Annotated in this window: 24 protein-coding genes; 11 read left to right on the forward strand and 13 right to left on the reverse strand. The window is 50.5% G+C overall.

The annotated features are described in order from the left end of the window. Positions 1-57: 57 nt before the first annotated feature. From ABD892_RS06070 to ABD892_RS06080, 3 genes are all read right to left on the reverse strand, one after another. On the reverse strand, positions 58-723 hold the full coding sequence (locus ABD892_RS06070) for a radical SAM protein (protein WP_345194523.1): 666 nt from the start codon (positions 721-723) through the stop codon (positions 58-60). 148 nt (positions 724-871) lie between these two features. Then, the gene (locus tag ABD892_RS06075; protein ID WP_345194524.1) at positions 872-1,321 is read right to left on the reverse strand and encodes an NfeD family protein; all 450 of its coding nucleotides are present in this window, start codon (positions 1,319-1,321) and stop codon (positions 872-874) included. Positions 1,322-1,339: 18 nt separating this feature from the next. Then, entirely contained in the window at positions 1,340-2,260 is a 921-nt protein-coding gene (locus ABD892_RS06080; protein ID WP_345194525.1) for an SPFH domain-containing protein, read from the reverse strand. Between the two features lie 344 nt (positions 2,261-2,604). On the opposite strand from ABD892_RS06080, the gene ABD892_RS06085 reads away from it, so the two are divergent. Beyond that, entirely contained in the window at positions 2,605-5,031 is a 2,427-nt protein-coding gene (locus ABD892_RS06085; RefSeq protein WP_345194526.1) for a hypothetical protein, read from the forward strand. Between the two features lie 61 nt (positions 5,032-5,092). Here the strand turns inward: ABD892_RS06085 and ABD892_RS06090 are convergent, their stop codons facing one another. Both ABD892_RS06090 and ABD892_RS06095 read right to left on the reverse strand, forming a co-directional pair. After that, a complete protein-coding gene (locus tag ABD892_RS06090) occupies positions 5,093-5,923 on the reverse strand; it encodes a dual specificity protein phosphatase family protein (RefSeq protein ID WP_345194527.1) in 831 nt (276 codons plus the stop codon). A 453-nt stretch (positions 5,924-6,376) separates the two neighbouring features. Beyond that, complete coding sequence (locus ABD892_RS06095) at positions 6,377-7,588, reverse strand: aromatic amino acid transport family protein (protein ID WP_345194528.1); 1,212 nt, start codon at positions 7,586-7,588, stop codon at positions 6,377-6,379. Between the two features lie 486 nt (positions 7,589-8,074). Here ABD892_RS06095 and ABD892_RS06100 point away from each other — a divergent pair, with 486 nt between their 5' ends. Beyond that, on the forward strand, positions 8,075-8,593 hold the full coding sequence (locus tag ABD892_RS06100) for a DinB family protein (RefSeq protein WP_345194530.1): 519 nt from the start codon (positions 8,075-8,077) through the stop codon (positions 8,591-8,593). A 20-nt stretch (positions 8,594-8,613) separates the two neighbouring features. Here the strand turns inward: ABD892_RS06100 and ABD892_RS06105 are convergent, their stop codons facing one another. From ABD892_RS06105 to ABD892_RS06125, 5 genes are read right to left on the reverse strand one after another with little or no spacing between them, the layout of a single operon-like run. Next, complete coding sequence (locus tag ABD892_RS06105; RefSeq protein WP_345194531.1) at positions 8,614-10,383, reverse strand: bifunctional lysophospholipid acyltransferase family protein/GNAT family N-acetyltransferase; 1,770 nt, start codon at positions 10,381-10,383, stop codon at positions 8,614-8,616. Between the two features lie 32 nt (positions 10,384-10,415). Then, positions 10,416-10,892, reverse strand: coding sequence for a DoxX family protein (locus tag ABD892_RS06110; RefSeq protein ID WP_345194532.1), 477 nt, complete (start codon positions 10,890-10,892; stop codon positions 10,416-10,418). 16 nt (positions 10,893-10,908) lie between these two features. Further along, on the reverse strand, positions 10,909-11,364 hold the full coding sequence (locus tag ABD892_RS06115; protein WP_345194533.1) for a YHS domain-containing (seleno)protein: 456 nt from the start codon (positions 11,362-11,364) through the stop codon (positions 10,909-10,911). Between the two features lie 27 nt (positions 11,365-11,391). Beyond that, positions 11,392-12,537, reverse strand: coding sequence for a D-alanine--D-alanine ligase (locus tag ABD892_RS06120; RefSeq protein ID WP_345194534.1), 1,146 nt, complete (start codon positions 12,535-12,537; stop codon positions 11,392-11,394). Next, entirely contained in the window at positions 12,515-13,114 is a 600-nt protein-coding gene (locus tag ABD892_RS06125) for a DedA family protein (protein ID WP_345194536.1), read from the reverse strand. The genes ABD892_RS06120 and ABD892_RS06125 overlap by 23 nt, the downstream gene beginning before the upstream one ends. A gap of 749 nt (positions 13,115-13,863) precedes the next feature. Between ABD892_RS06125 and ABD892_RS06130 the strand changes: the two genes are divergently transcribed. Both ABD892_RS06130 and ABD892_RS06135 read left to right on the forward strand, forming a co-directional pair. Continuing rightward, complete coding sequence (locus ABD892_RS06130; RefSeq protein WP_345194537.1) at positions 13,864-14,055, forward strand: hypothetical protein; 192 nt, start codon at positions 13,864-13,866, stop codon at positions 14,053-14,055. 381 nt (positions 14,056-14,436) lie between these two features. Beyond that, the gene (locus ABD892_RS06135; RefSeq protein WP_345194539.1) at positions 14,437-14,856 is read left to right on the forward strand and encodes an H-NS histone family protein; all 420 of its coding nucleotides are present in this window, start codon (positions 14,437-14,439) and stop codon (positions 14,854-14,856) included. A 100-nt stretch (positions 14,857-14,956) separates the two neighbouring features. Here ABD892_RS06135 and trhP read toward each other — a convergent pair whose 3' ends face one another. The 3 genes from trhP to rpmB all read right to left on the reverse strand — a co-directional run bounded on the left by trhP (position 14,957) and on the right by rpmB (position 16,887). Next, the gene (gene trhP / locus ABD892_RS06140) at positions 14,957-16,306 is read right to left on the reverse strand and encodes a prephenate-dependent tRNA uridine(34) hydroxylase TrhP (protein ID WP_345194540.1); all 1,350 of its coding nucleotides are present in this window, start codon (positions 16,304-16,306) and stop codon (positions 14,957-14,959) included. A 151-nt stretch (positions 16,307-16,457) separates the two neighbouring features. Then, positions 16,458-16,625: a 50S ribosomal protein L33 gene (gene rpmG, locus ABD892_RS06145; protein WP_345194541.1), complete on the reverse strand. Its 168-nt coding sequence runs from the start codon at positions 16,623-16,625 to the stop codon at positions 16,458-16,460. 25 nt (positions 16,626-16,650) lie between these two features. Continuing rightward, on the reverse strand, positions 16,651-16,887 hold the full coding sequence (rpmB, locus tag ABD892_RS06150; RefSeq protein ID WP_345194542.1) for a 50S ribosomal protein L28: 237 nt from the start codon (positions 16,885-16,887) through the stop codon (positions 16,651-16,653). A 503-nt stretch (positions 16,888-17,390) separates the two neighbouring features. Here rpmB and ABD892_RS06155 point away from each other — a divergent pair. From ABD892_RS06155 to ABD892_RS06185, 7 genes are all read left to right on the forward strand, one after another. After that, a complete protein-coding gene (locus ABD892_RS06155) occupies positions 17,391-17,768 on the forward strand; it encodes a hypothetical protein (RefSeq protein ID WP_345194543.1) in 378 nt (125 codons plus the stop codon). Between the two features lie 395 nt (positions 17,769-18,163). Beyond that, positions 18,164-18,589: a GspH/FimT family pseudopilin gene (locus ABD892_RS06160; protein ID WP_345194545.1), complete on the forward strand. Its 426-nt coding sequence runs from the start codon at positions 18,164-18,166 to the stop codon at positions 18,587-18,589. Between the two features lie 21 nt (positions 18,590-18,610). Continuing rightward, entirely contained in the window at positions 18,611-19,102 is a 492-nt protein-coding gene (gene pilV, locus ABD892_RS06165) for a type IV pilus modification protein PilV (RefSeq protein WP_345194546.1), read from the forward strand. Then, positions 19,099-19,761: a PilW family protein gene (locus ABD892_RS06170; RefSeq protein ID WP_345194547.1), complete on the forward strand. Its 663-nt coding sequence runs from the start codon at positions 19,099-19,101 to the stop codon at positions 19,759-19,761. The genes pilV and ABD892_RS06170 overlap by 4 nt, the downstream gene beginning before the upstream one ends. After that, on the forward strand, positions 19,758-20,246 hold the full coding sequence (locus ABD892_RS06175) for a pilus assembly PilX family protein (RefSeq protein WP_345194548.1): 489 nt from the start codon (positions 19,758-19,760) through the stop codon (positions 20,244-20,246). The genes ABD892_RS06170 and ABD892_RS06175 overlap by 4 nt, the downstream gene beginning before the upstream one ends. Positions 20,247-20,257: 11 nt before the next feature. Further along, positions 20,258-24,040, forward strand: coding sequence for a pilus assembly protein (locus tag ABD892_RS06180; RefSeq protein ID WP_345194549.1), 3,783 nt, complete (start codon positions 20,258-20,260; stop codon positions 24,038-24,040). After that, positions 23,973-24,425 (forward strand): type IV pilin protein, encoded by a 453-nt coding sequence (locus ABD892_RS06185; RefSeq protein WP_345194550.1) that lies wholly within the window; start codon positions 23,973-23,975, stop codon positions 24,423-24,425. Before ABD892_RS06180 ends, ABD892_RS06185 begins: the two co-directional genes overlap by 68 nt. Positions 24,426-24,445: the final 20 nt, after the last annotated feature.

Consider the following 24,445-nt stretch of genomic DNA (forward strand, 5'->3'; position numbering starts at 1 on the left):
TCATCTCGTTCTCCGTTTGACTCAGTGTAAGTCGGAGAACTCTAATTCGAAATGCCCCTAGTTTAGGGGATGATTACAGAAACGCTCCATACCAAGAGGAAAAGAGACAACCAACGTGGAAAGATACTCTGGCTGAGCTGCGTTCATCAGGCTAGCGGAATTCAATGCATGTTGTTCAGACAACAACCTGCCACCCAGGCCATTCAATATCATGACGGAACTTTTCATACCTGCCTGGCGAATTTTTTCGAGGGCGGCCAGTGAAGAGTCCCAGGTTTCGCCCTTCTGCACCCGCTGTAACACTTCATCGTCGCCGGATTCGCAGCCGACGTACATCAGACTGAGCCCCATCTCGCGTAATTGCGTTAATTCCGCAACGGTTTTGTTCTTCAGGTTTCTGGGTAAACAATATGACGAGATACGTTGAACATCGGGCAAGTAGTGATTGATAGCCGCCAGTATCGCTTCCAGCCTCCTGAACGACAACGTCATTGCATCACCGTCGGCGAGAAACACCCGGTTAACCGGCATGCCAGACTGCACTACCGATTTCAGTTCCTTTTCAATATCCCCCTGAGGCTTTGGCCGGAAGGTCTTTTGATCCGCAGTATACATCTCGCAAAACGTACAGCGATTCCATGAGCAACCATTCGTGACCTGGAGAATCAGTGATTTCCACTCACTGGGCGGACGAAAGACCGGCTCGATATAACCTAGATACACGGATTGATCCTCAGGACTTATCAGGCTGTTGAATCAGAAGCACAAGCGTACACGAAAACCTGTCACATCAGTAACCGGATCGCCCGTTGACGGAATGCCATAAAGCAAACACCCGCCATAGTGGCGGGTGTTTACTGAAGAACAGGTTTTATTCCCTGGGCGTCAGCTGAAGCACCATGCCATCATAACCACTGACGACAACAGTCGTGCCAGCCTCTAAATCGGCTTCACTGCGGACTTTCCAGAAGGTATCCCCGATTTGAATCCGTCCCTGACCATTGGAAACGGGCTGCTCCAGAACGATCACTCGCCCCACCATCTGAACCGCACGATTATTCAGTTCGGGATGATCGGTCTGTTCGTTATAGCGTCGGAAGACTTTCCACCAGGCAACGGTCATCGCCAGAGTGCCGACACCAAACAGCATGAGCTGGACACCCCAATCCAGTGATGGGAACAGCCACAGAAGCAGCGCCATCAATGCAGAAGCGATGCCCGCACCAATTAAAAAGCCCGAGGCTCCCAGCGCTTCCAGGGCAAAGAGCACCAGGCTCAGAATCAGCCAGTGCCAGGGTTGTAATGAATCCAGCAAGCCCACGTTTTTCTCCTTGTTACATTAACTCTTGTGGGTACCTGTAGACTGCAGCAGTTCTTTAACACCCGCCACAGAACCGATCACATCCGATGCTTCCAGCGGCATCATAATCACTTTACTGTTCTCTGAGGACGCCATTTCCTTGAGAGCTTCAACATATTTCTGGGCGACAAAATAATGTACCGCCTGAATATTTCCCTCAGCAATGGCCTTGGAGACAACGCCTGTCGCCTGAGCCTCTGCTTCAGCCAAACGCTCCCGCGCTTCAGCTTCTCGCCTGGCGGCTTCCAGTTCACCTTCCGCTTTCAGGATTTGCGCCTGCTTCTCACCTTCTGCAACCTTGATGGCCGCCTCTCTGGCACCTTCCGCTTCCAGAATCTGTGCACGCTTTTCCCGTTCTGCCTTCATCTGGCGAGCCATAGAGTCCACCAGATCCTGAGGGGGAGAAATATCGCGGATCTCTATACGGGTCACTTTTATGCCCCAGGGATCAGTGGCTTCATCTACTTTTTGCAGCAGGCTGGTATTGATGCGATCCCGATTCGACAACATGTCATCGAGTTCCATGGAGCCCAGCACGGCACGGATATTCGTCATCACCAGATTTTGCATGGCTCGATTTAAGTCATTGACCTCATAAGCCGACTTCACAGGATCCTGAATCTGGAAGAAGCAGACAGCATCAGTCGTCACCTGGGCATTGTCACTGGATATCACTTCCTGTGGTGGAATATCCAATACCTGCTCCATCATGTTCTGCTTGCGGCCAATCATGTCAATAAACGGAATCAGCACATGAAGCCCAGGGCCAAGGGTGCGCGTAAACTTACCGAAGCGTTCCACCGTATAGTTATAGCCTTGGGGCACCATATAGACCCCCTTGAATATGAATACGGCCACTACCGCCACAAAGACGATAGAAAACAGATTCTCAAGTCCCATTCGTTCTTACCCTCCTGTTCCTGCTCTTCTGGTATAACTCTGTCTATTTAGGCGTAATCTATCAGTAAAAGTTCACAAAGAGTAATGATTTACTAACCTTTCTATCCATAGTATCAGAGGCTTCGGATCCCGGCATAAGAGAACGGGAGAAACCTGACAAACAACGACTGCACTTCAATATTTTCGAAAACCGTCACTTTGGAATTTTTTGAGAGTAGCTAGCTGCTGACGGACTTGGTAAAAATTACAACAGTTATTGAAATGAACCATTCCGTCAGTGCATTTCTTTATCATCTCATTAAATTTCAAATGTTATTGTATTCATTCAAGGTCAGGAAATTATCATGGCATCCAATGCTGCTGCCTATGCAGGTTCATCAGAAAGTATCAGTTCCTCTAGTACTGATTCATTTGTTGAGATTGAAGAAAACGTACAATTTCAAACACGACAACTTCACCAAGAGGGCAGTACATGTCCAATTTCCGCCACGATTGATCAAAGCAACAGTCCGGAACGCCCCATGGAACACCGAGCTGTGCGCCCTAAAACAAGTGCTACCAAACCAGAATCATTATGGCGTAAATTAAAAAAGAGTCTTAAAGGCGTTATCCCATCAAAAGTAAATATCCTTAATGCAATGCTGAACGAGCTACCTGAAAGCATCGCAATAGCAGACATTAAATACCCACCCAACAGTACAAAAGAAGAAAAGAAAGCATTCTGCAAAGAAAACAGAACCGAATCATTACAATCTATTATCCAAGCAAATAAAGATTTAAAAGAAACGTATAAAGCCAGACAAAAAGCATTAGAAAAAGGAGAACCATTGGCACAAAGACCAATAATCGCTCGCATAGGATACATAGAGTATCAATGCCTTTATTTCGCGATTGAACTAAAGGATACAACAATAACACTCACTGAAATTAAATTATCACGTGAAAATAAAAATGAATTACAGTTAATATTAGATTTTCATTCGACCCTAACTTTCGATGGTACACTACCAAAAGAAAAAGATGAAGAAATACACTCAGTAAAGGAATTAGAGGAATTAGAGGAATTAGAGGAATTAGAGGAATTGAGGAAAAAATCAAGACCCACCGATGATTCTGATAACGCTGTAAACGCAGAAGCGGCCCCTCTCTCTTCAAGCGTATCTTATGAACCGACTTGCTCAACTGCTGACCTACCAGAACAGTCGGATGACCATTCTCCCCACTGTAATAAAACATTCAAAATAGCACTTGATCTTGCAGTCACCAATATAAATATAGAATTCGATCCAACGGCTAGAGAAACACAATATGTACACACATTTTTGCGGTCAGGCATTTTCAAGCAATTAAAGGGCGCTTTTGATTTGAAACCCATGTTTCAGGCTTTTTTCCCCAGTGATAGCGATACTGACTACACCCCCAATATCAACTTGCTCATTGAATCTATACTGCTGCAATGGATCAGGTTTAATAGTCAAACATTCTACCCTAAAGCACTGGTTGAGCTTCACAACATTAGAATGGTTACAGCCGTCGATACCTCTGAATCAACACCAGAGGGAGCAGAGGCATTTCCTCAACAGCGCTCACGTAAAAGCGACAAAATTATCCACATCGAAAGGTTCTGTGCAAAAGTGCCAGAAAAGGCAAAACAACGCATCCAGCTAAAGCCAGGCACCGAGAATGTAGTAGGCATGTTGCTAGATCATTTCACAGTACTGGGTTTACTTGGTGTCGATGTTTTTGTCAAAGAGTTCATTCCTGAAACGCTAATGCGGCTCATACTACCTAACTACGAAAAAATCAGGCAGTCAGTAGAGGATGAAAAATTTAAGGATTTAGTCATTAAAGGTATAGGTTTTTACCGTCAGGTTGCTTGCATGCTATCGAAGCTTCCTTTTGAGAATCTTTCCATGACAGCAACGGGTATCGCTATTGAGATTTCCAGTACTAAAGTCGTTGTTCGTCCTGAATCTACCTCTAGAGCATTAGTCAGCGCAAACCAATTTGGGACACAGGGTTATTTTGATGAGATGCTGTTTAAAGTATGGTGTTTGGCCAAGAATTGGCAAGAGTCAGTTGGGAAAAAAACGCATAAAACAAAACATAAAACAAAACATAAAACAAAGACGCATATGAATATCAAACAATCGATGCAAACGATAACTCTAAACTTACACCAAGCAGAATGTTTTGAATTAAAAGCCGAACTCAATACAGTTGATATAAACTATCGTACTGATCAGTCTATGACCTTCAAAGTCAGTGGTATACCAGCGCCCGCTACAGATACATCCCCCGTACCCACTCATCTATTCTATGTAAGAATGGAAAGCTGCCCACAAAATACTGTATGTCCATTTGTTGGACAAATACTATTCGCTAACGAGAATTATGCTGATCAAATTGAAATTAGCTACGATAAAATAACAGGACAAGGAGGAAAGTTCATAAGGCCGTTTATGCTTAACGTAAGGGCAACGGACACTATTGTCACATCTAAAACAAACGATACCACAGCGGAAATTCCAATATCCTTGACTGAAACTCATACCGATCCTCTTCTTCAACCCAGTGCATACAGCGATCACAGGACGACGATCCGTCAAGGAACCGAAGCTGTCATAAGACTACCTGAACTTATAAAGGTACCGAATTCTGATTCGGCGAAGGCTAGTGAAAGTATAAATGTAGAAAGAGAAAGGCTCTCTGAATTGGCGCTTGATTTACTTCACAAACTGAAAAGTGAAGCAGAAGCACTATTGCAGTAAAAGCCTTTCCTAGCTTATTCCAAAAACTACTTATCGCGATGAACTATTTTCCTATTATTAATCACTCTATATCGCCGACTGTAGAGATTCCCATAACATCTCTAAGGTAATAGGCATACCACATGAGTCCATTACGGCTTAATGGGTTAATAGGAAGTGGTTTACCGGGATGGCCTTTTGTAGCATTAGCCTTTGCAAAAGCTTCTCGATGACTCATGCCTAAATAGCGCATTTGAAAAGCAGCAACAACCTCGCCAGTGCGGTCATGCCCTGCACGACAATGAACGACTACCATTTGCGGTTTGTCATTTACGGTACTGATGAGATACCCTAAATCATCTTCCAATGCGCTAATTTCACCCATTGAAGGTAAAACCTCAAGCCAATTCTTCATGGTCTCAGGGTAGGCATTCGGGCTTGAAAGTGCACCATAGATTGCATGGTGTTTAAATCGACCCTTCTCTGGATTCATCCTAAAATACTGTTTTTCAAGCTGTAGCTCCTTTGCATCTGTGAACCAATTCAATAACGATATATCAACCAGTTCAAACCTTGCCGGTAATGAAGCCCCCATGCGCGCACGGTAGGCAGACTGCATGGCTTGTCTCAGCTCACCGTAAGCGAAATCATTCCCTTTCTGAGGAAGGCTACTTCTAAACAAACAGTTCCCTGACACCTCATCACAATGCACTAACTGTAACCGTTCAGGATTAAATTGTGTACTCGATTCACGCCTTAGTGTATTAACCCACTCACGCTCATAAGGTAAATTATTTAATTCCGTACTAATAAATGGACTATCACCTTCATCGCGCTCAGCATAAGCCGATAATGAAAGCGTGCTCAGCAAAGAAGTACTCAATGCCAGTAAAAAAACCATCAATCTAGACACGACAATTATCCTGAAACCAACGTCTATTACCTGTGCTCCATCTTAGCATCAAATAAAAAAAACGCCTGAAATCTTGCAGCAAATATAAAAACACGCTTAGAAATTAACAAACATTTTTTCATGACCATATGAAATATAAAACCAATAAAATAGCAAAACTTATTCCTAAACTTATTCAACCTATTTTGAACAATCCAACATCTTCCGCTGCAAGTAACTCGGTAGCAGACAGTGTTATAAGTACAATGTATAGCCGCCAGCGTGCATGGAGCATGGTATAGATCTTATCTAACTGTATTACTGCTTTATCACTCTATTGGATAAACATCATAAACGTGATGCAGTAGTGACGCTAAACTCATGCAACAATCGTATAAAACGAAGAAATCATTACTATAAAATTACTGTCGATGAATTCAGCGCTGAAAAGCACACCTCTTCAGCGCTAAGTATTCAACCGATCGCGGGCAAGATTTTTGCTGCAATTGCCAGCTGTATCAAAATGATCATTAAGCCGGCCGTTGCTGCCAGTATCTGCAATATTGGTTGATCCATAATCGGAGAGGCGCCTTCCTTCGACACCTTCCTCAACGTCAAAGCCATGCACGTGGGCAAGCCTATTGCGAGCACAACAAGCGCTATCGCAGCAAAGCCCAGCACCGTAATGAAACTATCCGGAAAATACAGTGCAACCAATAACGGTGGGATAAAGGTAATCAACGCTGTCTGTAAGCGGCCACTGAACGAACCAGCGCGTCGAAAGACTTCAGAAAGATAATCGAAAAGGCCAAGTGCAACACCAAGAAAAGATGTCGCCAGCGCCAATATGGCAAATAAGTTGATCGCGGTAGAAATCCAGACAGATCCGCCAAACTGAGTAAGTCCAATTACCAGTGCACTGACAGGATCCTGGCCATTCTGTATGGCAACCAGACTGCCCTGTGGTAAAACACCATTGGTGCCAATCACCCAGAGCAGGTAAATAATCAAAGGTAACGTGCTGCCGATGATCACAGCGGGACGAATCTGTGCCGGTTTATCATCCAGATAGCGGACAATGCTGGGGACTGTCGCCTGAAAACCGAATGAAGTAAAAAATAATGGTAAGGCAGCCCACATCACCCCCTCTGATACAGGCATCGTATTCAGGTAGGCGGGTTCCACTTTCGGCAAAAGCAAACCGATCAACATCACCAGCATCATCACCTTGAGCATAAACAACCCTCGCGTCACGAGGTCAACGCTACTGGTACTGATTACGATAACGCCTGCAAACAGGGCTGTGACACAGATTGCACTGAATCCTTGCGGCAGCGCGATGCTGAACCAATGGGCCAGGCTGCCATTGAGGTGTCCTGCAGCGCCAGTGATGTAGGCAGCACAAAGTGCATAAGGCAGAAACAGGGTCGCCAGTGACGCAATAAACTGCCCTGGTCGTCCAAGTAGCTGTCCGGCAGCACCGTACAATGACGTCGTACCCGGACAGGCGCGACAGACCTCAGCTACCAGCAAGCCAGAATAAGTCGCCAGCGCCCAGTTAAACACCATTAATACTAAAGCCGGCCAAAAGCCTATCACGGCTGTCGCCAAAGGCATGGCGATCATTCCCGCCCCGAGAGAGGTCCCTGCGATAATCAGCGCACTGCCGATAAGTCTGTTCTGCATACTGCCCCCTGGCAAACAGATGTTTTCTGATAAATGCAATCAATGTGTGCGGGTTCTGGGGGAATATCGGAAGGAGGCAGGCGGGAAAGGTTTCATCAGCTGCGCCACTTGCGATTTGACCTTCGAACCCGGGTTCGGTCGATCAAAACGCCTCAATGACGCAGTTAAACGGTTACGCTCAACTACACCATTGAGGCTGGCGATAGTCGGCGTAGTAATACGCTGTATGGAACATGTCAGTGTGGTTCCGAAAACCTGATGTTGATCTCGTGCCGGCTACCGTAACAGGCCGTCCCATCCTGACACATACGTACAAATACCATCATGCTCACAATGTCTTTCGCTTGTTCTTAGCCAGTGCGTCAATACATCCACAATCCTGCCGGTTACGAAGAGTTTCAGATAAGCATTCACAAGTGCTTTCAAAATGCGTAACAATGACTAAGCTATCTAAGGCAACTTAGTTGAACCAATAGGAAAATCAGTATGCCGTTACAAAGGACTGTAGAGGCGAACAGGCGATGCCTCAGGGATTTACGTACACAACTTCAGGCAATTGGCGACGATACCTTCACCCACAGAGCTGATATCACAGACAGTACTATCGGGCAGCATGTCCGCCATGTTCTTGAGCATTATGAACGTTTTTTCATTAGCCTCGGTGAACAAGAGGTCAATTATGACCAGCGCCCGAGAGACCCTTCACTGGAAACCATTCGAGAACTCGCAATCACGCGCATTGATGGAATTGCGCACCGGCTGAAGCGGTTAGAGGAAAAAGGTTGTGAATGCCATATTATGTCAATCACAGCGTTTACTTCGGATGATAACAATGAAGATCCGGTGATGACCACCACCACGGTAATTCGTGAACTGCTGTTCTTACAGAGTCACACTATTCATCACAATGCCCTGATCTCTGTCCTATTGAACTATCTGGATATTCCGGTTCAATTCGCACTGGGCATGGCACCGGCGACATTACGCCATCGCCAGACGCTATGATATTGCGGCTGTGACGGTCGCTAGGCCGTCACATAACCATGTCGGTTCCGAAACAACACCATCCCTTCATTGCCCAGATACTTCCCCAGCATTCGGTCATCGACTTTTTTCAGGTCAACAACGATTAAACCATCCAAGGCGTTATTGAAGTTCTTGTCCACATTGAAGCCGGCAAATTCACCCTGCAGTTTCAGATAGTGCTTGATCAGTATGGGGACGCCTTTATCTTTCTCGATGGTTTGTATCAATAACGACAGTCCCTCAACATGACTCAAGCCTTCCAGGTGATCCGGATCCCACAGCGCTGTCGGCTCATCTGCCAGAGGCGCGGTTGGGCGCACCAGATCTGCCAATGTCTTATCGTAATTATTGGCCTGTAGGCAGCTTGCCATCAGCTGGCGGGATAGCTCACTGTAATCATTGCTGATACTGACCGGCCCAAACAGGATCCGGTACTGGGGATGTTTGACAATGAATGCGCCAATCCCTTTCCACAGGAACATGAGTGCGGTGATACTTTTCTGGTATTCGGGGCGCACAAACGAACGCCCCATTTCCAGGCAGCCACCCAGTTTTTTCAGAAACGTAGCATCGTATTGGAATAAACTACGGGAATAAATGCCTTCCAGCCCTTGTTGTTCGTAAAGGCGATCCACCAACCCGAGACGGTAGGCACCCACGATTTCCTGTCGGCTTTTATGCCACAAAAACAGGTGCAGGTAGTCACGGTCGTATTGATCAACATCCATTTCATACCCGGTGCCTTCACCGACAATTCTGAACGTCAACTCACGCAACCGGCCAATTTCCTTCAAAATATGAGGTAATTCAGTGGCTGACGCACACCAGACTTCCATCTCCCCCTTTTCCAGAAGTCGTCGCTCAGCCATCAGCTGACTGATATCTTCCGCTAGCAGCGCCTGCGGAACCGGCTCGATCAAAGGCTGAAGCGTCCTCGCCTGTGTCGCAGCTTGGTTTTCTGAACCCGTAGTATGCTCTCGTAACAGCAGGGTATTGAGTCGGAGAAAGTTGGTCAGCGCCTTGTCGTTATTCAGCTGCCGCCTGTCAGATGGCGTAATCAACTTGCCGGGGGACAGCTGAATGATCTGTCCACGTTTGTTGATTAGCTCTCTGACCAGGCGCAGCGTCCGCAAGGCCGGATGTACAACACCCAGCATGTGGAATAGTCGGCTATTATTTCCCGCGACAAAAACCGGCAAAACGCTGGCACCGGTTTCCCGGATAATGGCTGCGGCCGTGGTGCGCCATGGTGCTTCTGTCACCCTGCGTTTCTTCCAGTTCCAGCTGGCGACTTCACCCGCGGGGAACACCAGTAGAACACCGCCACCCTGAACCCATTCACGGGCACGCTCAATCGCCTCACGATTGGCTCGGCGACGATTCTGTGTTCCCAGGATATCAACACCAATGAAAAGCTCACGAAGCTCAGGGATGCCATTCAATACCTGATTCGCCAGTACCCGCGTGTCCGGTCGCACTTTAAGCAGCAAATCAATAATGGCCAGTCCTTCAGCCCCCCCAAACGGATGATTGGCCACCACCACCAACGACCCCTCAGCAGGCACGCTGTCCACAATGTCGCGTGTAGAGGTATAGCGAAGCCCAAGCAGTCTTAAGGCAACCCGGACAAAATCCTTGGGTGTTTCTGTATGCACCCGCTGCCGGTAAAGACGGTCCAGATAGCTAAGCCCCAGCAGCCGCTCCAGCAACGGTTGCAGGAATTTCAGCCGGGAGGGTACCGGCAGCCGAAATGGCGACATCGCAAGCATGGCGTCTTCCTGACAGTTTTTTATGTTTTTATTCAGTCCGGAATGTCGTCTTCCCGGAAAATACTACGCTTTGCAAACAGGCGTTTGAATGGGTGATTGGTCTGAATCAAATCCATCACGGTGACAGCAATAGCGCTGGCACAAACAATACAGGCGTTAACAAACAGTAATCCGCCATCATCCCCGATGATTTCACCCGCCTCATTAAACTCAGGCATAAAAATACCCAGCGGGGTAAACAGGTGAAAAAATATCGCGCCAATCATGATGCACGATGCCATGGCAGCGCCGTATAACCGTAACGGCGTAAACAACAGGATTGAGGCAATCAGCTCGGCAATTCCCACGCCATAGGCACCATACTGCCCAAACCAGTAAAACCCAGACCATTCGCCCAGTGTCCCGAAAATGAACTGGGTTTCAGGCGCATCTGAAAACTTGAAAAACAATGACTGGATAAAGATGAATGCAATATAGGCGGACAGAATCCACTTTATCTTCCGGGACATGGTGCCTCCCTGGCGTTTAGTTATTGTTCAGCGCCGGCCAGTTCTTATCACCCTCGGTAATGAACCCGGGAATATCCTTCAACCAGCGATCCTGCACTGACTTGTCATAATTAAGATAAAGCTTTCCATCCACAATTTTCCAGTATTCAGGGTCACCTTTATAAAGATCGTTCCTTGCCGCGACTGCCCAGGCACAGTGTCCACCGTATTGTGGCGCATAGCGTTCCGGCAATTCCCTGAACATTTCCAGGTTCTCGGCACTGCTGAAATACCAGTCTGCCCCCTGCCAGCGGTACTTGAACTTGCTGCTGCCTTCGACCGGCTTGCCCTCTGTAAAATAAGCGACGGTGTCATACCCACCCACCGCCTTGTTACTGAAGTAGCCGGTATAAATGGTGTCTGCAGAAACAACCCCAGCCCCCCATAGCATCAAAGGCATCATCACTGCCAGATTAAACAGGATACGTTGCATTTTTATGTCCTCATTCCATGACGCGTCTTATTCGGTATCCGGATAATGTCGTCCAAGACGTTTTTCCTCCTGCCAACCCTTTATGAGGGCCAGAAGCCCATCCGGCCTGGCTCCCTTGCGTCGATTTATAGCCCCGATACGAAACAACGTGTTGTATTGATGGAACAGGGTCTTATAAACCTCCCGCAGGGAAGAATCGGCATCCCAGATATGCGCCGCTTCACTGCTGACGCCATTAATTTCCAGAATAGTGAAATCCTGCCCTTCTTGCAGGGATTGGGTATCTCGAAAGCGCACATCAAAACGTCCGTAGTAAAACCCATCAATATCCTGACAAATCCGGTCAAAAGCCGTTGTCAACGCCTCTGTGATAAGATGTCGCCCATCCCGGAAGATCGCACCCCGGCTATGGCTGCCGGCAAAGGCCAGCCGAAACGGCTGCCCTTCGGGAATCACCTGATCGAGAACGGCTTCGTGGCGTTTGAAATACAGATGTGTAAGCTGTCCAGCCCTGCGATCCTGTTGAATCAGGGTTCTCAAGGTATCGATACCATTGCCGTAAACGTAAGGCTGGTATTTCAGGGTAATGGAAAATAACTGTCCTCTATCTGCACCCGGCATCCGAATGTAAAAAATACCGGCTTCCGCTTCATAGGGAACAAGTTGCTGAAACAGGATGTGTCCACCATCCGGAAAATCCTGCAGATAGTCAGCCACTTCAACCGCATCACGCACGATGCGAACCCCTTGACCACGACAGCCCATATCCGGCTTCGCAATCAAGGGAAAATGCAAGCCTGATGCTGTCATAGTCTCTAGCGCCGTATTCAGTGTTTTGTCTGCCTGGGACAAATCATTCTGCACCCGGCACCAGTCAGCAATATGTTGACGGGCATATTCACCGGCACAGCTAAAATTCGTCGCCTTGGACTCTCCGACCATCCCGCCAAGGTAAAATCCCGGGTTCGCACACAAGGGAAGCGTGAGGCTTCGATGCTGAATTGCCCGAAACAGCCATAGCATGGCTACCGGAAAATAGACCAAGGGCGTCGGCCAGAACTCAAAAAAGGCAATCGCACGCCGGGTACGAGCCAGAGGTGGCATGCCGACATGGGCCTGTTTGTCTGAAAATGTCGGTAAAACGGCCTGCTCAATTAACGTATTCTCTGTCATTTTTCTGAATATCCATATAACGGCCCAGTGACCGACTGATCCATCCCTGCCCCAGGTAAAACAGTACAACTACCCCCGGAAGCAGCAACCACTTCCATTCCCCCAGCGTCATCCATAAGTGCTCGCCCAGCAGATAAAGTCCGCTAAACAGTGCTCCGGTCCACAGTAAGGACGCCACTAAGACAGTGCCCAAAAAGAGTCTCAGTGACAGGGCAAACAACCCACAGGCCAGATAGCAAGGTAACCGCATACCCGGTATTAGCCTGACGACAAAAACCGTCATTACCATATTGCGTGCCAACCAGCCCCGTGCTCTTTCCAACACGGGTTTCGCTGCCAGCCGCTGGAATCGACGATAGCGCCGGATCAGGCTTCCCATGCCATAGAGCCATAAATCCCCGCTGAAGATGCCTAAAAACAAAGCGGCAAACGCGCTAAACGGGGTGATAACACCTTCAGCGGCGAGCACAGCGGCTCCCACAATGGCGGCATCTTCCAGTATGTACGTAGCAATGACGATCGAGACCAGCACCCCTAGCGGATGATCGGAGAGCAATAACATCAATGGGTCCATCATCTGTTTCGCTTCCTTTATCGCCGGAGAAAATACCTTCCCAGGCAATGGGGGCTACCTCACAACATCCTCAATAGCTGATCCCTGTTTTCTTGTTATTACGCATTCAGCCAAATAACAGATTCAACGGTTTCTGGCTCAATCTGTATCCATTCGATCATTATGCTTCACTACCGAGCATCCTCTCGGACACCCAATCCTGCTGAATTGCCATCTATCCAATTGATACTTTGCCAAGTGAGAATGTCTCGTCTCTTCACAGGAGACACCCACCAACCACTTTATTGAAATGCATTGGTCTATATAAACAAAGCGGTTTAATGGAGTAAAGCGCCTGCCGGTCAGCCCCTACCTTTACAAGGCGCTGATGCACCATCTCATCGACTGTTTTTTTTGATTGTGATGCGTCATCGCTTTAAACAATCAAAGTAACGATAAAATGAAACAAGATTGTCAACGTTACTTAACAGAATTTCTTCTACACTGTTTCTGAACGTTCGGCCAGACTCACAACAATGGCTGCAGTCTGTGAAACAATGGCGTCGATACGCACAACCACCACAGAAACAAGTCCTCATTCCTGCAGGTCGGCTGTTTCAGATGGCACATAACCTGCTTGATCCAAAGAGGAGAGTCTGAGCAATCACAGGGATTTGTGCCTGCGTCACGTACTCACAGCCATCACAGGCACCGGACGACTCACCATGGTAACCGTAGAAAAGCAGTGCATGACTTAGGGAAGGAGCGCACACATGGAACACGTTACACGCGTCAAGGATCGTATTACCTACGAAGAAGGATGCATTAAGGAATACCTCAGCAACGGCTGGATTCGGGTTGAAATGAACTGGGGAGAAATCCGTGAGTACCAACTGAAAGACCTGATTCCATATAGGGAATTACAACAAGCTGTACCAGCTCCGGAAGAGACAAGGGTGCACTGATTAACAACATAATAGGAATGCCGGCCTGTTGATGGTGCAAAACCATAACAGGCCGAAATCAGCGAACGGTCTCAACACTAATTGATACAGTCCCTCATTTCCTTGTGATTCTCAAATCAAACACACCGTCCCTTATGCCAGAAGCATCCCCATATCCTGTTAACCTAACGCTTATATCCAAACAGTACGGTCTTTTCCCGTTGAAAGACAAAATAGAATTCTTCTGGAAACAACGAGACATTTCAGGTATTAATAAAGCGAAATCGTGTTAATAATTAAGACCTCCCCGTTAATTTCACGGGAGATTATCAACGTTAAAGATTGCTGATTGCTTTTTATTCACTTAAAATCGTTCCGCATACAACCTAGGGGTTAATTTAAATGAATATTTTTGACGAAATTCAGCATCGTCTGGCAAGTAAGACTCGTATCCGCGCCCTGTTCAAAGATGTCCACGTTGAGGATATCGAGCGCATCATCAGCCGTCTGGAAGGCATTCTGGCCGAAAAGAAAGACGCTGTAGCCGCTGATGAAGCCAAGCGTCAGGCCAAACAGGAAAACATTGATGAAGTGCGTCGCCTGCTGGCCGAGCGAGGCCTGTCCCTGGACGACCTGGATCCGACCGAAGAAGCTGCGCCCAAAAAGCGTCGCAATGTTCAGAAGTTCACTTTCCAGTATGAAACCAACAGTGGCGACACCGTCACCTGGCACGGTTCCACCACTGGCCGCCTGCCGAAAGATTTCCAGACCTACCTGGATCGCACCGGCAAGAAGCGTCTGGACTGCGTGATCGAAGACTAAGCTGCGCTGATGAGAATGCCGGTTAATTTATAAACCGGTCATCCATCAAAAGGAAAAGGGAGGCAATACCTCCCTTTTTATTTACCTGCGATTTGCCTGATCAGGCAGACGCTTCAGCCTGAGGCAGGTGTCTCACCAGCAGTGAGAATTCATCGACTTTCATGTCTTCAGTCACCGGCAGACGAATTTTGTGCCCGGATCCCGGCGCCACAGAGACTTTCTCGCCACGCTGGTTTTCCATGTGGTCCAGACGGAACGTATGGTTACCGGATGGAGTCAGTAGCTCCAGTGTATCGCCCTGCTCAAACCGGTTTTTGACATCCACAGTGATGAATTCCGTGCCGGCATCCAGAATCTCGCCGACGAACTGCTGCAGACTGCCCTTGGAAGCCCCCTGCTCGTAATTCTGGTATTCGTCATGGACATGACGACGGTAAAAACCTTCCGTATATCCGCGGCTGGCCAAATTCTCCAGCGTATCCATCAGCGCCATATCGAATGATTTGCCAGCGGCGGCATCATCGATGGCCTGACGATAAACCTGGGCAGTACGCGCCACATAATAGTGGGATTTGGTTCGACCTTCGATCTTCAGCGAGTGAACCCCCATGCCGTGCAAACGATGGACATGCTGAACCGCACGCAGATCGCGGGAATTCATAATATAGGTGCCATGCTCATCTTCATAAGCGGGCATATATTGTCCCGGGCGGTTTTCTTCCTGCAGCAGATACATCTTATCCGTTGGCTCACCGCTGCCCAGTGTCGGCTCATTCGCAACCTCTGAGGGGTCAAACGTGGTCGCGATGACATCACCACTGGCTGTTTCTGTGGCCTCATGGGCCTGATACTTCCAGCGGCAGGCATTGGTGCAGGTGCCCTGGTTAGGGTCACGGTGATTGATGTAGCCGGACAGCAGGCAACGACCGGAATAAGCAATGCAGAGCGAACCGTGTACGAACACTTCCAGCTCCATATCCGGACATTCTTCACGGATCTCAGCAATTTCATCCAGCGACAGCTCACGGGAGAGAATAATCCGACTGACGCCCTGACGAGCCCAGAACTTCACCGTGGCGAAGTTAACGACGTTGGCCTGCACCGACATATGCACCGGCATATCCGGCCAGCGGTCACGCACCATCATGATCAGACCAGGGTCGGACATAATCAACGCGTCCGGTTTCATGGCAATGACCGGTTCCATATCCCGCAGATAGGTCTTCACCTTCGAGTTATGGGGCGCAATGTTACTCGCCAGGTAGAACTGCTTGCCCTGGGCATGCGCCTCGTTGATCCCGTTTTCCAGGTTTTCCAACTTGAAGTCGTTATTCCGTACGCGCAGGCTGTAACGGGGCTGGCCGGCATAGACCGCATCCGCGCCATAGGCGAAGGCATAACGCATGTTTCTCAGGGTGCCGGCAGGCGACAGGAGTTCCGGTTTGCTCATAACATCTCACTGACTCAGGCGAAGGCGCATTGTAGGCGCTTTATAATTGTTCAGAAAATAGTCACTTACAGCTATAAAAAAACCCGCAAAGTGCGGGTTTCTTTAACACGTCCACCACAGTCCCCGATAGCAGGGCTGCGGAAAGCCGATCTTACTTGATCTTGGCTTCCTTGAACTCAACGTGCTTGCGGACTTTGGGATCGTACTTCTTGAAGACGAACTTGTCCGGGGTGTTACGCTTGTTCTTGGTGGTGGTGTAGAAGTAACCGGTACCGGCAGTGGATACCAGCTTGATTTTCTCGCGAACAGCCTTAGCCATCGTCGTAATCCTCTCTTATCGAACCTTAGAAACGCTCGCCGCGGGCGCGGAGCTCAGCCAGAACGGCATCGATGCCCTTCTTGTCGATGATGCGCATGCCCTTGGAAGAAACACGCAGTCTCACAAAACGCTTCTCGGACTCAACCCAGAAACGGTGATGGTGCAGGTTCGGCAGAAAACGACGACGAGTCTTGTTGTTAGCGTGTGACACGTTGTTACCGACAGCGGGACGCTTGCCGGTCACCTGGCAAACTCTGGACATATTTGAGCCTCTCTCTAAGCGTTTACCCAACCCGAAGGCCGGATTCTTTATTCATACATACCGGAACTACCCGGTCAGGCAGTAGCCGGCCCGCCCAAATGCGTTCAGCCGAGAGCCGGTACACAAAGACCGGGCTTTATACCAGAAAGTAATCCTGCTGACAATAATTGATTACTTCTTGCACAAACGCTGAACGATGAACAACGTGAACAAAACGCCCGCTGTTTCGGGTTTCAGGCAGTGGGTTACAGCAGCAATAGGCTGCCCATTTTGGCGGTGAACTTTAATGGACTCTCAAGGCAATGACAATACGGCATTCCAGTCATCTTGAGCCTTTCAACAGCATTCTAAGGCCACTGGGAGCAAAGCAATCGTCATTGACAGGTTAATCAAGATGCATTGTCATACCATGCTGACGGATTGATAGCCACCACTCCTGCTACAGATTTCCTATCTATACTGCCCCTGCATCATTCAACCGTAGATGCAGAGAGGTTTCCAACATGAAGTTTTACCGACTGTTTGGCTTGTCTCTACTGGTAGCCGGAGCGTCTTCCGGTGTCTCCGCGTATATGAATGCCAACTGCGGCAGTGCCGATGACTGGCCATCCCATCATCTCTGCTGCTCCCAACCGGGTGCTTCGGAGAATTCCATCTGGGCAGCAGCACCGGGATCAGGCTGGCATTGCACGTATCAGCAACGCTCCAATTGCGGCGTGAATACCCACATCTGGGACAATGACGGTAAGTTTGTCACCCAGGACACCATGCCTTCCTATTGCAAGGCCAGAGGCCAGGGCGATCCTGTCTACGACGGCAGGCCACCCGCCATGAAACTGGAAAGCGAGCCAGTAACGGCTGCGACCCAACAAACCCACTAATCCAGCCCAACAGGACAAGTCAGCGATCATTTCAGAAACGTAATCTGACAAAACCGGTATTGATGAGAATCGCTGCAGAGATATCTCCAGATGTGGCCTTTATATAAGTGCCATCCAATACTCGCTGTGCTTTGATTGATTCCCGTGCACAACAGGGGAGCCGGAATGCTCCCTACATAAAGACAGACAATCTTGCTCTTAAATATCGTTCCATAATGGATGCATGTTCATTAAACCAAAGCGCTGAAGAATCGCATCGGTGCCTACAAACCTTAATCAACAGCCCCCGGTTGGCCCTCGGCACCATAGGCTCATGACATTACAGCCAATACTCTGAAGCCAAAACCGATTAAGCTTGCACGATAGTGCAACATAACAACAATAAAAATGCTGCCATGTCACACCATAAAGGCTTCACCCTCATTGAACTGATGATCACCCTGGCAATCGCCAGCATCCTGCTGGGTATCGGCATTCCCAGCTTTCAGGGGTTTATGGCAGAAAACAGGGTACGCACACATTCCTCAGCACTTCAGCATTCACTGCTATATGCCCGCAGCGAAGCCATCAAGCGTAACGCACTGATCTCTGTCGCCCAGATCAACAACGACTGGAGCAATGGCTGGGCGGTTCAGGCAGGAGGCCAGGTACTTAAGCAATACACACCCGACAACAACATCCAGCTAACCCCCGATAACACCGCTACCCAGTTCATTTTTTTCCTGCCCGACGGCTCCACCCTCAACGGTGAAACGTTCACCATCACTTCCGATGGTAAATCACAACAAGTCAGCATCAGCCTTGCCGGGCAGATTTTGTAGCAGTGACCCAGGAGATGACGAATGCATCGGCAGCAAGGTATTACCCTGGTTGAAGTACTGATCACCGTCTTGATCACAGCCTTCGGGATTGTCGGCCTGGTCTCCCTGCAACTCAGCGCACTACAGGCCAATCAACTGGCCGCCCAGAAAGCGGTCGGCGGCTGGCTGGTGCAGGACCTGGTAGAACGCATGCGCGCCAACCCTTCCGGTGCCACGACCTATACCGGCAGTGCCGACTGCGCAGATCCGGTACGAAGCTGTCTCAACCAGTCCTGCACCCCGGCAGAACTGGCGGCCTGGGATATTGAAGATGTCATGTGTGCTGATCGTGGCGATGGCAACACCCTGTCCGCGCGCACCCTCACCGTTGACCTCTGCGCCACAGCCGCCATTGCCTGTGCGACCAACGCCAGCCACCGAATCACCCTGAACTGGTCGACGACCCAGGCAAACTCGTCAGTGGGCAGTACCGCCGCAGTGAGCGGCAGCCTGCGTTATGAGGTGACGCCATGAAGCAATTACAACAGCGCGGCCTGTCGCTGGTTGAACTGATGGTCGCCATGGTCGTCGGACTCGTGTTGATGGCGGGACTGCTGACCCTCTACCTCAATCACCACACCGGCTATACACTGACTGCCGCCATGGGGCGGGCGCAGGAAGCCGGCGACTTTGGCCTGAGCCTGATGGCTCGTTACATCCGCATGGCTGGCTTCAACCCTGACCAGCCGACCTCAACTGCCGTAGATACCACCCTTAGCACCAATGGTGCGGTATCAGACACACTGGCCATCACTTTTATACCGGTGGACGACCAACACTGTACCGGTACGTCATCGGATACCGTGACCAATATTTTTTTCGTACAAGACAATACACTTCGCTGTCAGGACAGCGATGGCAACACGCAGACACTGGCGACCGGTATCGAAAATCTCCAGGTGCAATACGGCGTTGATCAGGATAGCGACGGCCAAATCGACCGTTACCAGACAGCGCCTGACGGAAACGCCCTGAGTATCCGCCTTGGGCTTCTGGCCAATGCCGGCCCCAGTGCCGCCCTGTCATCACGTAATCGCAGTTACAACGTGCTTGACGAAACGATTACCCACAACGCCGACAGCACATTGCGCCGCATTTTCACCACAACCATCTACCTGGCCAATACCCGATGAGACAGCAACGCCCTGACCGCACCCCGCACCATCAACAGGGCATCACCCTGGTCGTGGCGCTGGTCATTCTAATGATGCTGTCGATTCTGGCACTGACCGCTGCGTACAACGCCAGCCTGATGACGGCCATGGCGGGACACAGCCACCACCAGGGGCTCACATTCCAGGGCGCGCGCAGTGAACTGTCTGCACAGGTGGCCGGTGTCCAGGGCAATAGCAGCTTCAACAATGCCATCACCAGTGGCAATGCCGTGTCGGCGGCAGCGCTGGCCCTGAACAGGCAGACCCCGCCAATCACTCAGGTCATCACCGTGGATCACCAGGCAACCGGCACGATTCCACTGGGGGAAGAGCTCAATGGCGGTAACGAGTACTTTTTCAACATCCACAGCACCGCTACCCTGGCCAGCGGTGCGACGTCTAACCAGACACAGGGCATCTTTTACCGGATTGATCACAATGCCGTGACCAATTTTGCGGATTAGGCGGTTTTACCATGACAATAAAAACAACACACGCTCCTATTTACCGCTATCTGCTGGCGCTGCTTATCACACTGGCATTACCGGCACAGGCAGACGACACCGAAATCTATACCACCAGCCATGAACCGGTGGATGTAAAGTCCAACCTGCTGCTGGTCTACGACCTGTCCTCCAGCATGACGGAGATGGAAGACAACGTACGAAACCCGTTTGATCCCGCACAGGATTACAACGGCGACGACAAACTGAGCGACATCGACAGGAATTTCTACAGCGACAACTATTTCTTTTCTATCGCCGGTGATCTGGGCGGTGACCCCGATGACGCCCTCGCCAAACGTATTCCCATCAGCAAGAACCACTGCCAGGCTGCACGGGACGCTTTTGACAGAAGCGGCTATTACATCGACCAGATGATTCAGGACACTGGTACCTGGACCCGTGAAATCATCCTTGGCGGCAGCCCCGGCACCATCGAGTGTAAAGGGGATTTTGGCAGGCATGGCCACAACACCAATAACACCACAACCAAAACCTATCCCCATAACAACCAAATCTATTATCCAGACTGCCCCTTCGGCGGCCTCAGCTGTGACTACGTCAGTAATATCGATAAAGCCCACAACTGGAATGACACCACATCCCAGCCGTACGGTTTTTATTCCGCCAAATACATGCGTTGGTATCGCTTCTACAGGGAAACCACCGGTGCACCGAGACAGTCTCGCCTTAATATCCTGAAAGAAGCCACCACCAACCTGGTGAACAGCACCGACAGCGTCAACGCCGGCCTGATCGTCACCAACCGCTGGGCCAATGGCGGCCACGTCCGCGATGCAATGAAAGATTTGAGTGAAACCGACAACAAGGACGCCCTGAGTGATTCCGTTGATGAACTCAGTACCGCCTTTCTGCTTCAGGGCACATCACTGACCGAAGCATTCTGGGAAGCCCGCCAGTATTACACCGGCAGCATTGTTGATTACGGCCGCGGGCATTCAGCCATGCCCAATAATTTTGTCGACTTCTTCGATCCTTCCAAGTGGTCAACGGCCGACAGAAGCGACCTGGATGCCCTGGCCAACAACACGAACGCCAGTGGCGTCCTGCCATCCGATAGCCGTTATGCAACACCGATCAGCCACCAGTGCCAGAAAAATCACGCCGTACTGTTCAGCGACGGCACCCCGAGCTTCGACAGCGGCAAGGACAGTGCCATTGATGCCCTTCTCGACAGTTTCGACCAGGCAACACTGGATATCGAGCTCCGATCAGGCTGCGGCTCCAACCGGCTGGGGAGTGGCCGACGGAGCTGCATGCCGTCACTGGCCTATGCGCTCAACAATGCAGACCTGAACAGTTCACTCCCCGGTAAGCAGACTGTCCAGACCCATACGATCGGTTACCGGAACATTGTCGGGAAAGTTCTCCTGGAAGATACCGCCCGCTTTGGCGGCGGCAAGTTCTACCCGGTGGAAAGCGCCCAGCAACTGCAGAATGCCCTGTCGTCCATTCTGATTGATGTTTACCTGAACGAAGCCACTTTTGTGTCGCCGGCCGTTGCCGTCAACGCCTTTAACCGGCTGGAGCACCGGGATGAACTGTATTACGCGATCTTCCGCCCCTCCGAAACCCGACGCTGGCCGGGTAACCTGAAGCGATACCGGCTGGGTGTGGACGACAGCGGCAAGCCAGCCATCCTGGATCGCAACGGCACCCCAGCTGTTGATCCCAACACCGGATTTTTCAAGACAGACTCCGCCAGCTTCTGGCCCCAGACGATCAGTGGAACTGCCATTACTGACGGCAAAAATGTCGAACTCGGCGGCGTTGCCGGACAGCTGGGTACCAACCGCAAGGTCTTCACCTATACCGGCGATTATGCGGATCTGGATGAGCCAACAGCCGCCATGTCCGCCGTCGTACCTGACACATTTGCGGTAGACGGCACCTTTGACAATACCCTGCTGCAGTTACCCGATGATATTACGGAGACTGAACGCAGCCGCTTCTTCAACTGGATCAAAGGCCAGGATGCCAGCGGTAACCCGCACCACCAGTTTGGTGATGCCATTCACAGCCAGCCGGTTGTCGTTAACTACCGGACTTACACAGGCATCGACAACCAGAAAATGACGGACAGCGTCGTCTTTGTCGGCACCAACGACGGCTACCTCCATGCCATTGATGCGGCAAACGGTCAGGAGCTGTCGGCGTTTATTCCCAAGGAACTGCTGCCGAACCTGTTTGACTACTATCGCAACACGCCGGGTATTATCCCACGGCCTTATGGGCTGGACGGCCCCATCACCGTTGCCGTCTTTGACTACAACAATGATGGCCTGATCTACGCCAGTGATAACACCCTGCAAACCACCGTGGATAACAAAAAGGATCGCGTCATCCTGTTTGTCGGCATGCGCCGTGGTGGCGTTCTGGAGAACGACAGGCACCCAGCCCACGGCAACTACTACGCCGTTGATTACACCGATCGCGAAGCCCCCAAACTGCTCTGGGTGATCAAGGGCGGCGAAGGGAATTTTGCCAGGCTTGGACAAACCTGGTCGCGCCTGCAGCCAGCCACCATTCGTTTCAATGGGGAAGCACGAAAAGTCCTCATCTTCGGGGGCGGTTATGACCGGGATCAGGACACCGCCACCACACGGGTAACAGACGACACCGGCAACGCCATCTACATCGTCGATGCCATAACCGGCGAACGCCTCTGGTGGGCCAGCAATGCCGACAGCAACCTCAACCTGCCGGGCATGGACTACAGCATTCCCGGCAACATCTTTACCGCAGACAGCAATGGCGACGGCCTGGTCGAAACCCTCTTCGCCTCCGATATTGGCGGCAACCTGTGGCGAATCGACCTGCGTGATCATCCGGATAACGAGAACCTGACGCGCATCACCGGCGTGCACCTCGCCCGGCTGTCCGGCGCTGACGCTTCCGATACTGACGATGCCCGCCGCTTCTACCATGGCCCCAGCGTCGCGCTGGAAGTCCACGGAGGGCTGCTCAATTACACCATCGCCATCGGTTCCGGCTACCATGCCAAACCGTTGAGCCAAAGCATCAACGACCGATTCTATATGGTGCGCAACGGTTACGTCGGCAACCCCATGTGGGACGATGAAAACAATGCCGCCCTGTCATGGAACCTGATCACTGAAAGCGATCTCTACGACATTACGGATGAAACACTCTATACCGCATCCGATGTTGTGGCTGCGGGAGAAACGCTGTCCCCACGCCAGGTCAAACAGGACGCATTCAACGCCAGGCAGGGCTGGATGCTGGATCTCGACAGCAACAGCCATGAGAAAGTACTCGCACCGGCACGGACGGCTGGCGGCGTCCTATTCTTCACCACCTTCCGCCTGGTGCGTGATGCCGAGTCCAGCTGTTTCGCCGATCCCGGCCGGTCACGGCTTTACGTGGTCAGCCAGAGAAACGGACGGGGCGTCGTCGCGGTAGACGGCGGCTATACCCGTTTTATCAGCAGCAACATGAGCGGCATCGCCACACCGGGTGCAGAAATCCGGACACCGCAGGGGAATGTCATTACCTATGGTACCGAGCTGGCAGTTTCACCACTGGACAGTGCCGTCAGCACCATCTTCTGGCGGGATAACTGGACAGCCACCGTGCAGGCGGCAATCACGGCGGCAGAAAGCGCATTAGCGCCTGAAACGGAAGAAGAGAATACGGATGAAAACAATGCAACAACGGGCAGCACTCAATCAGGGTCAACAACAGGTACAGGCTACAGCGAAACACAGCCATAATCGCTGGTCGGGTTTTACGCTGATTGAGCTGATGATCGTTGTCGCAATCATCGGCATACTGGCGGCCATTGCCTGGCCCAGCTACCAGGATCAGGTACGCCAGGGACGGCGTGGCGATGGCCAGGCGTTATTGATGGAGATTCTCCAGGCGCAGGAGCGCTTCTACATTGATCGCGCGACATACACCGACAACCTCACTCAACTTGGCTATGCCGCCCAGCAAACCAGTGAAAATGGCTTCTACATTGTCACAGCAGGCGCGTGTCCCGGCGGTGCAGTCATCGCGGCTTGTGTCAGGCTGACGGCAACGGCACAAGGCGCCCAGGTGGCAGACGGAAACCTGATTCTGGACAGCAACGGCACCCGAACAGGCAACTGGAACTGAACACCTTCACCCATACCGTG

Source organism: Kistimonas scapharcae, from assembly GCF_039540975.1.
Taxonomy (GTDB): domain Bacteria; phylum Pseudomonadota; class Gammaproteobacteria; order Pseudomonadales; family Endozoicomonadaceae; genus Kistimonas; species Kistimonas scapharcae.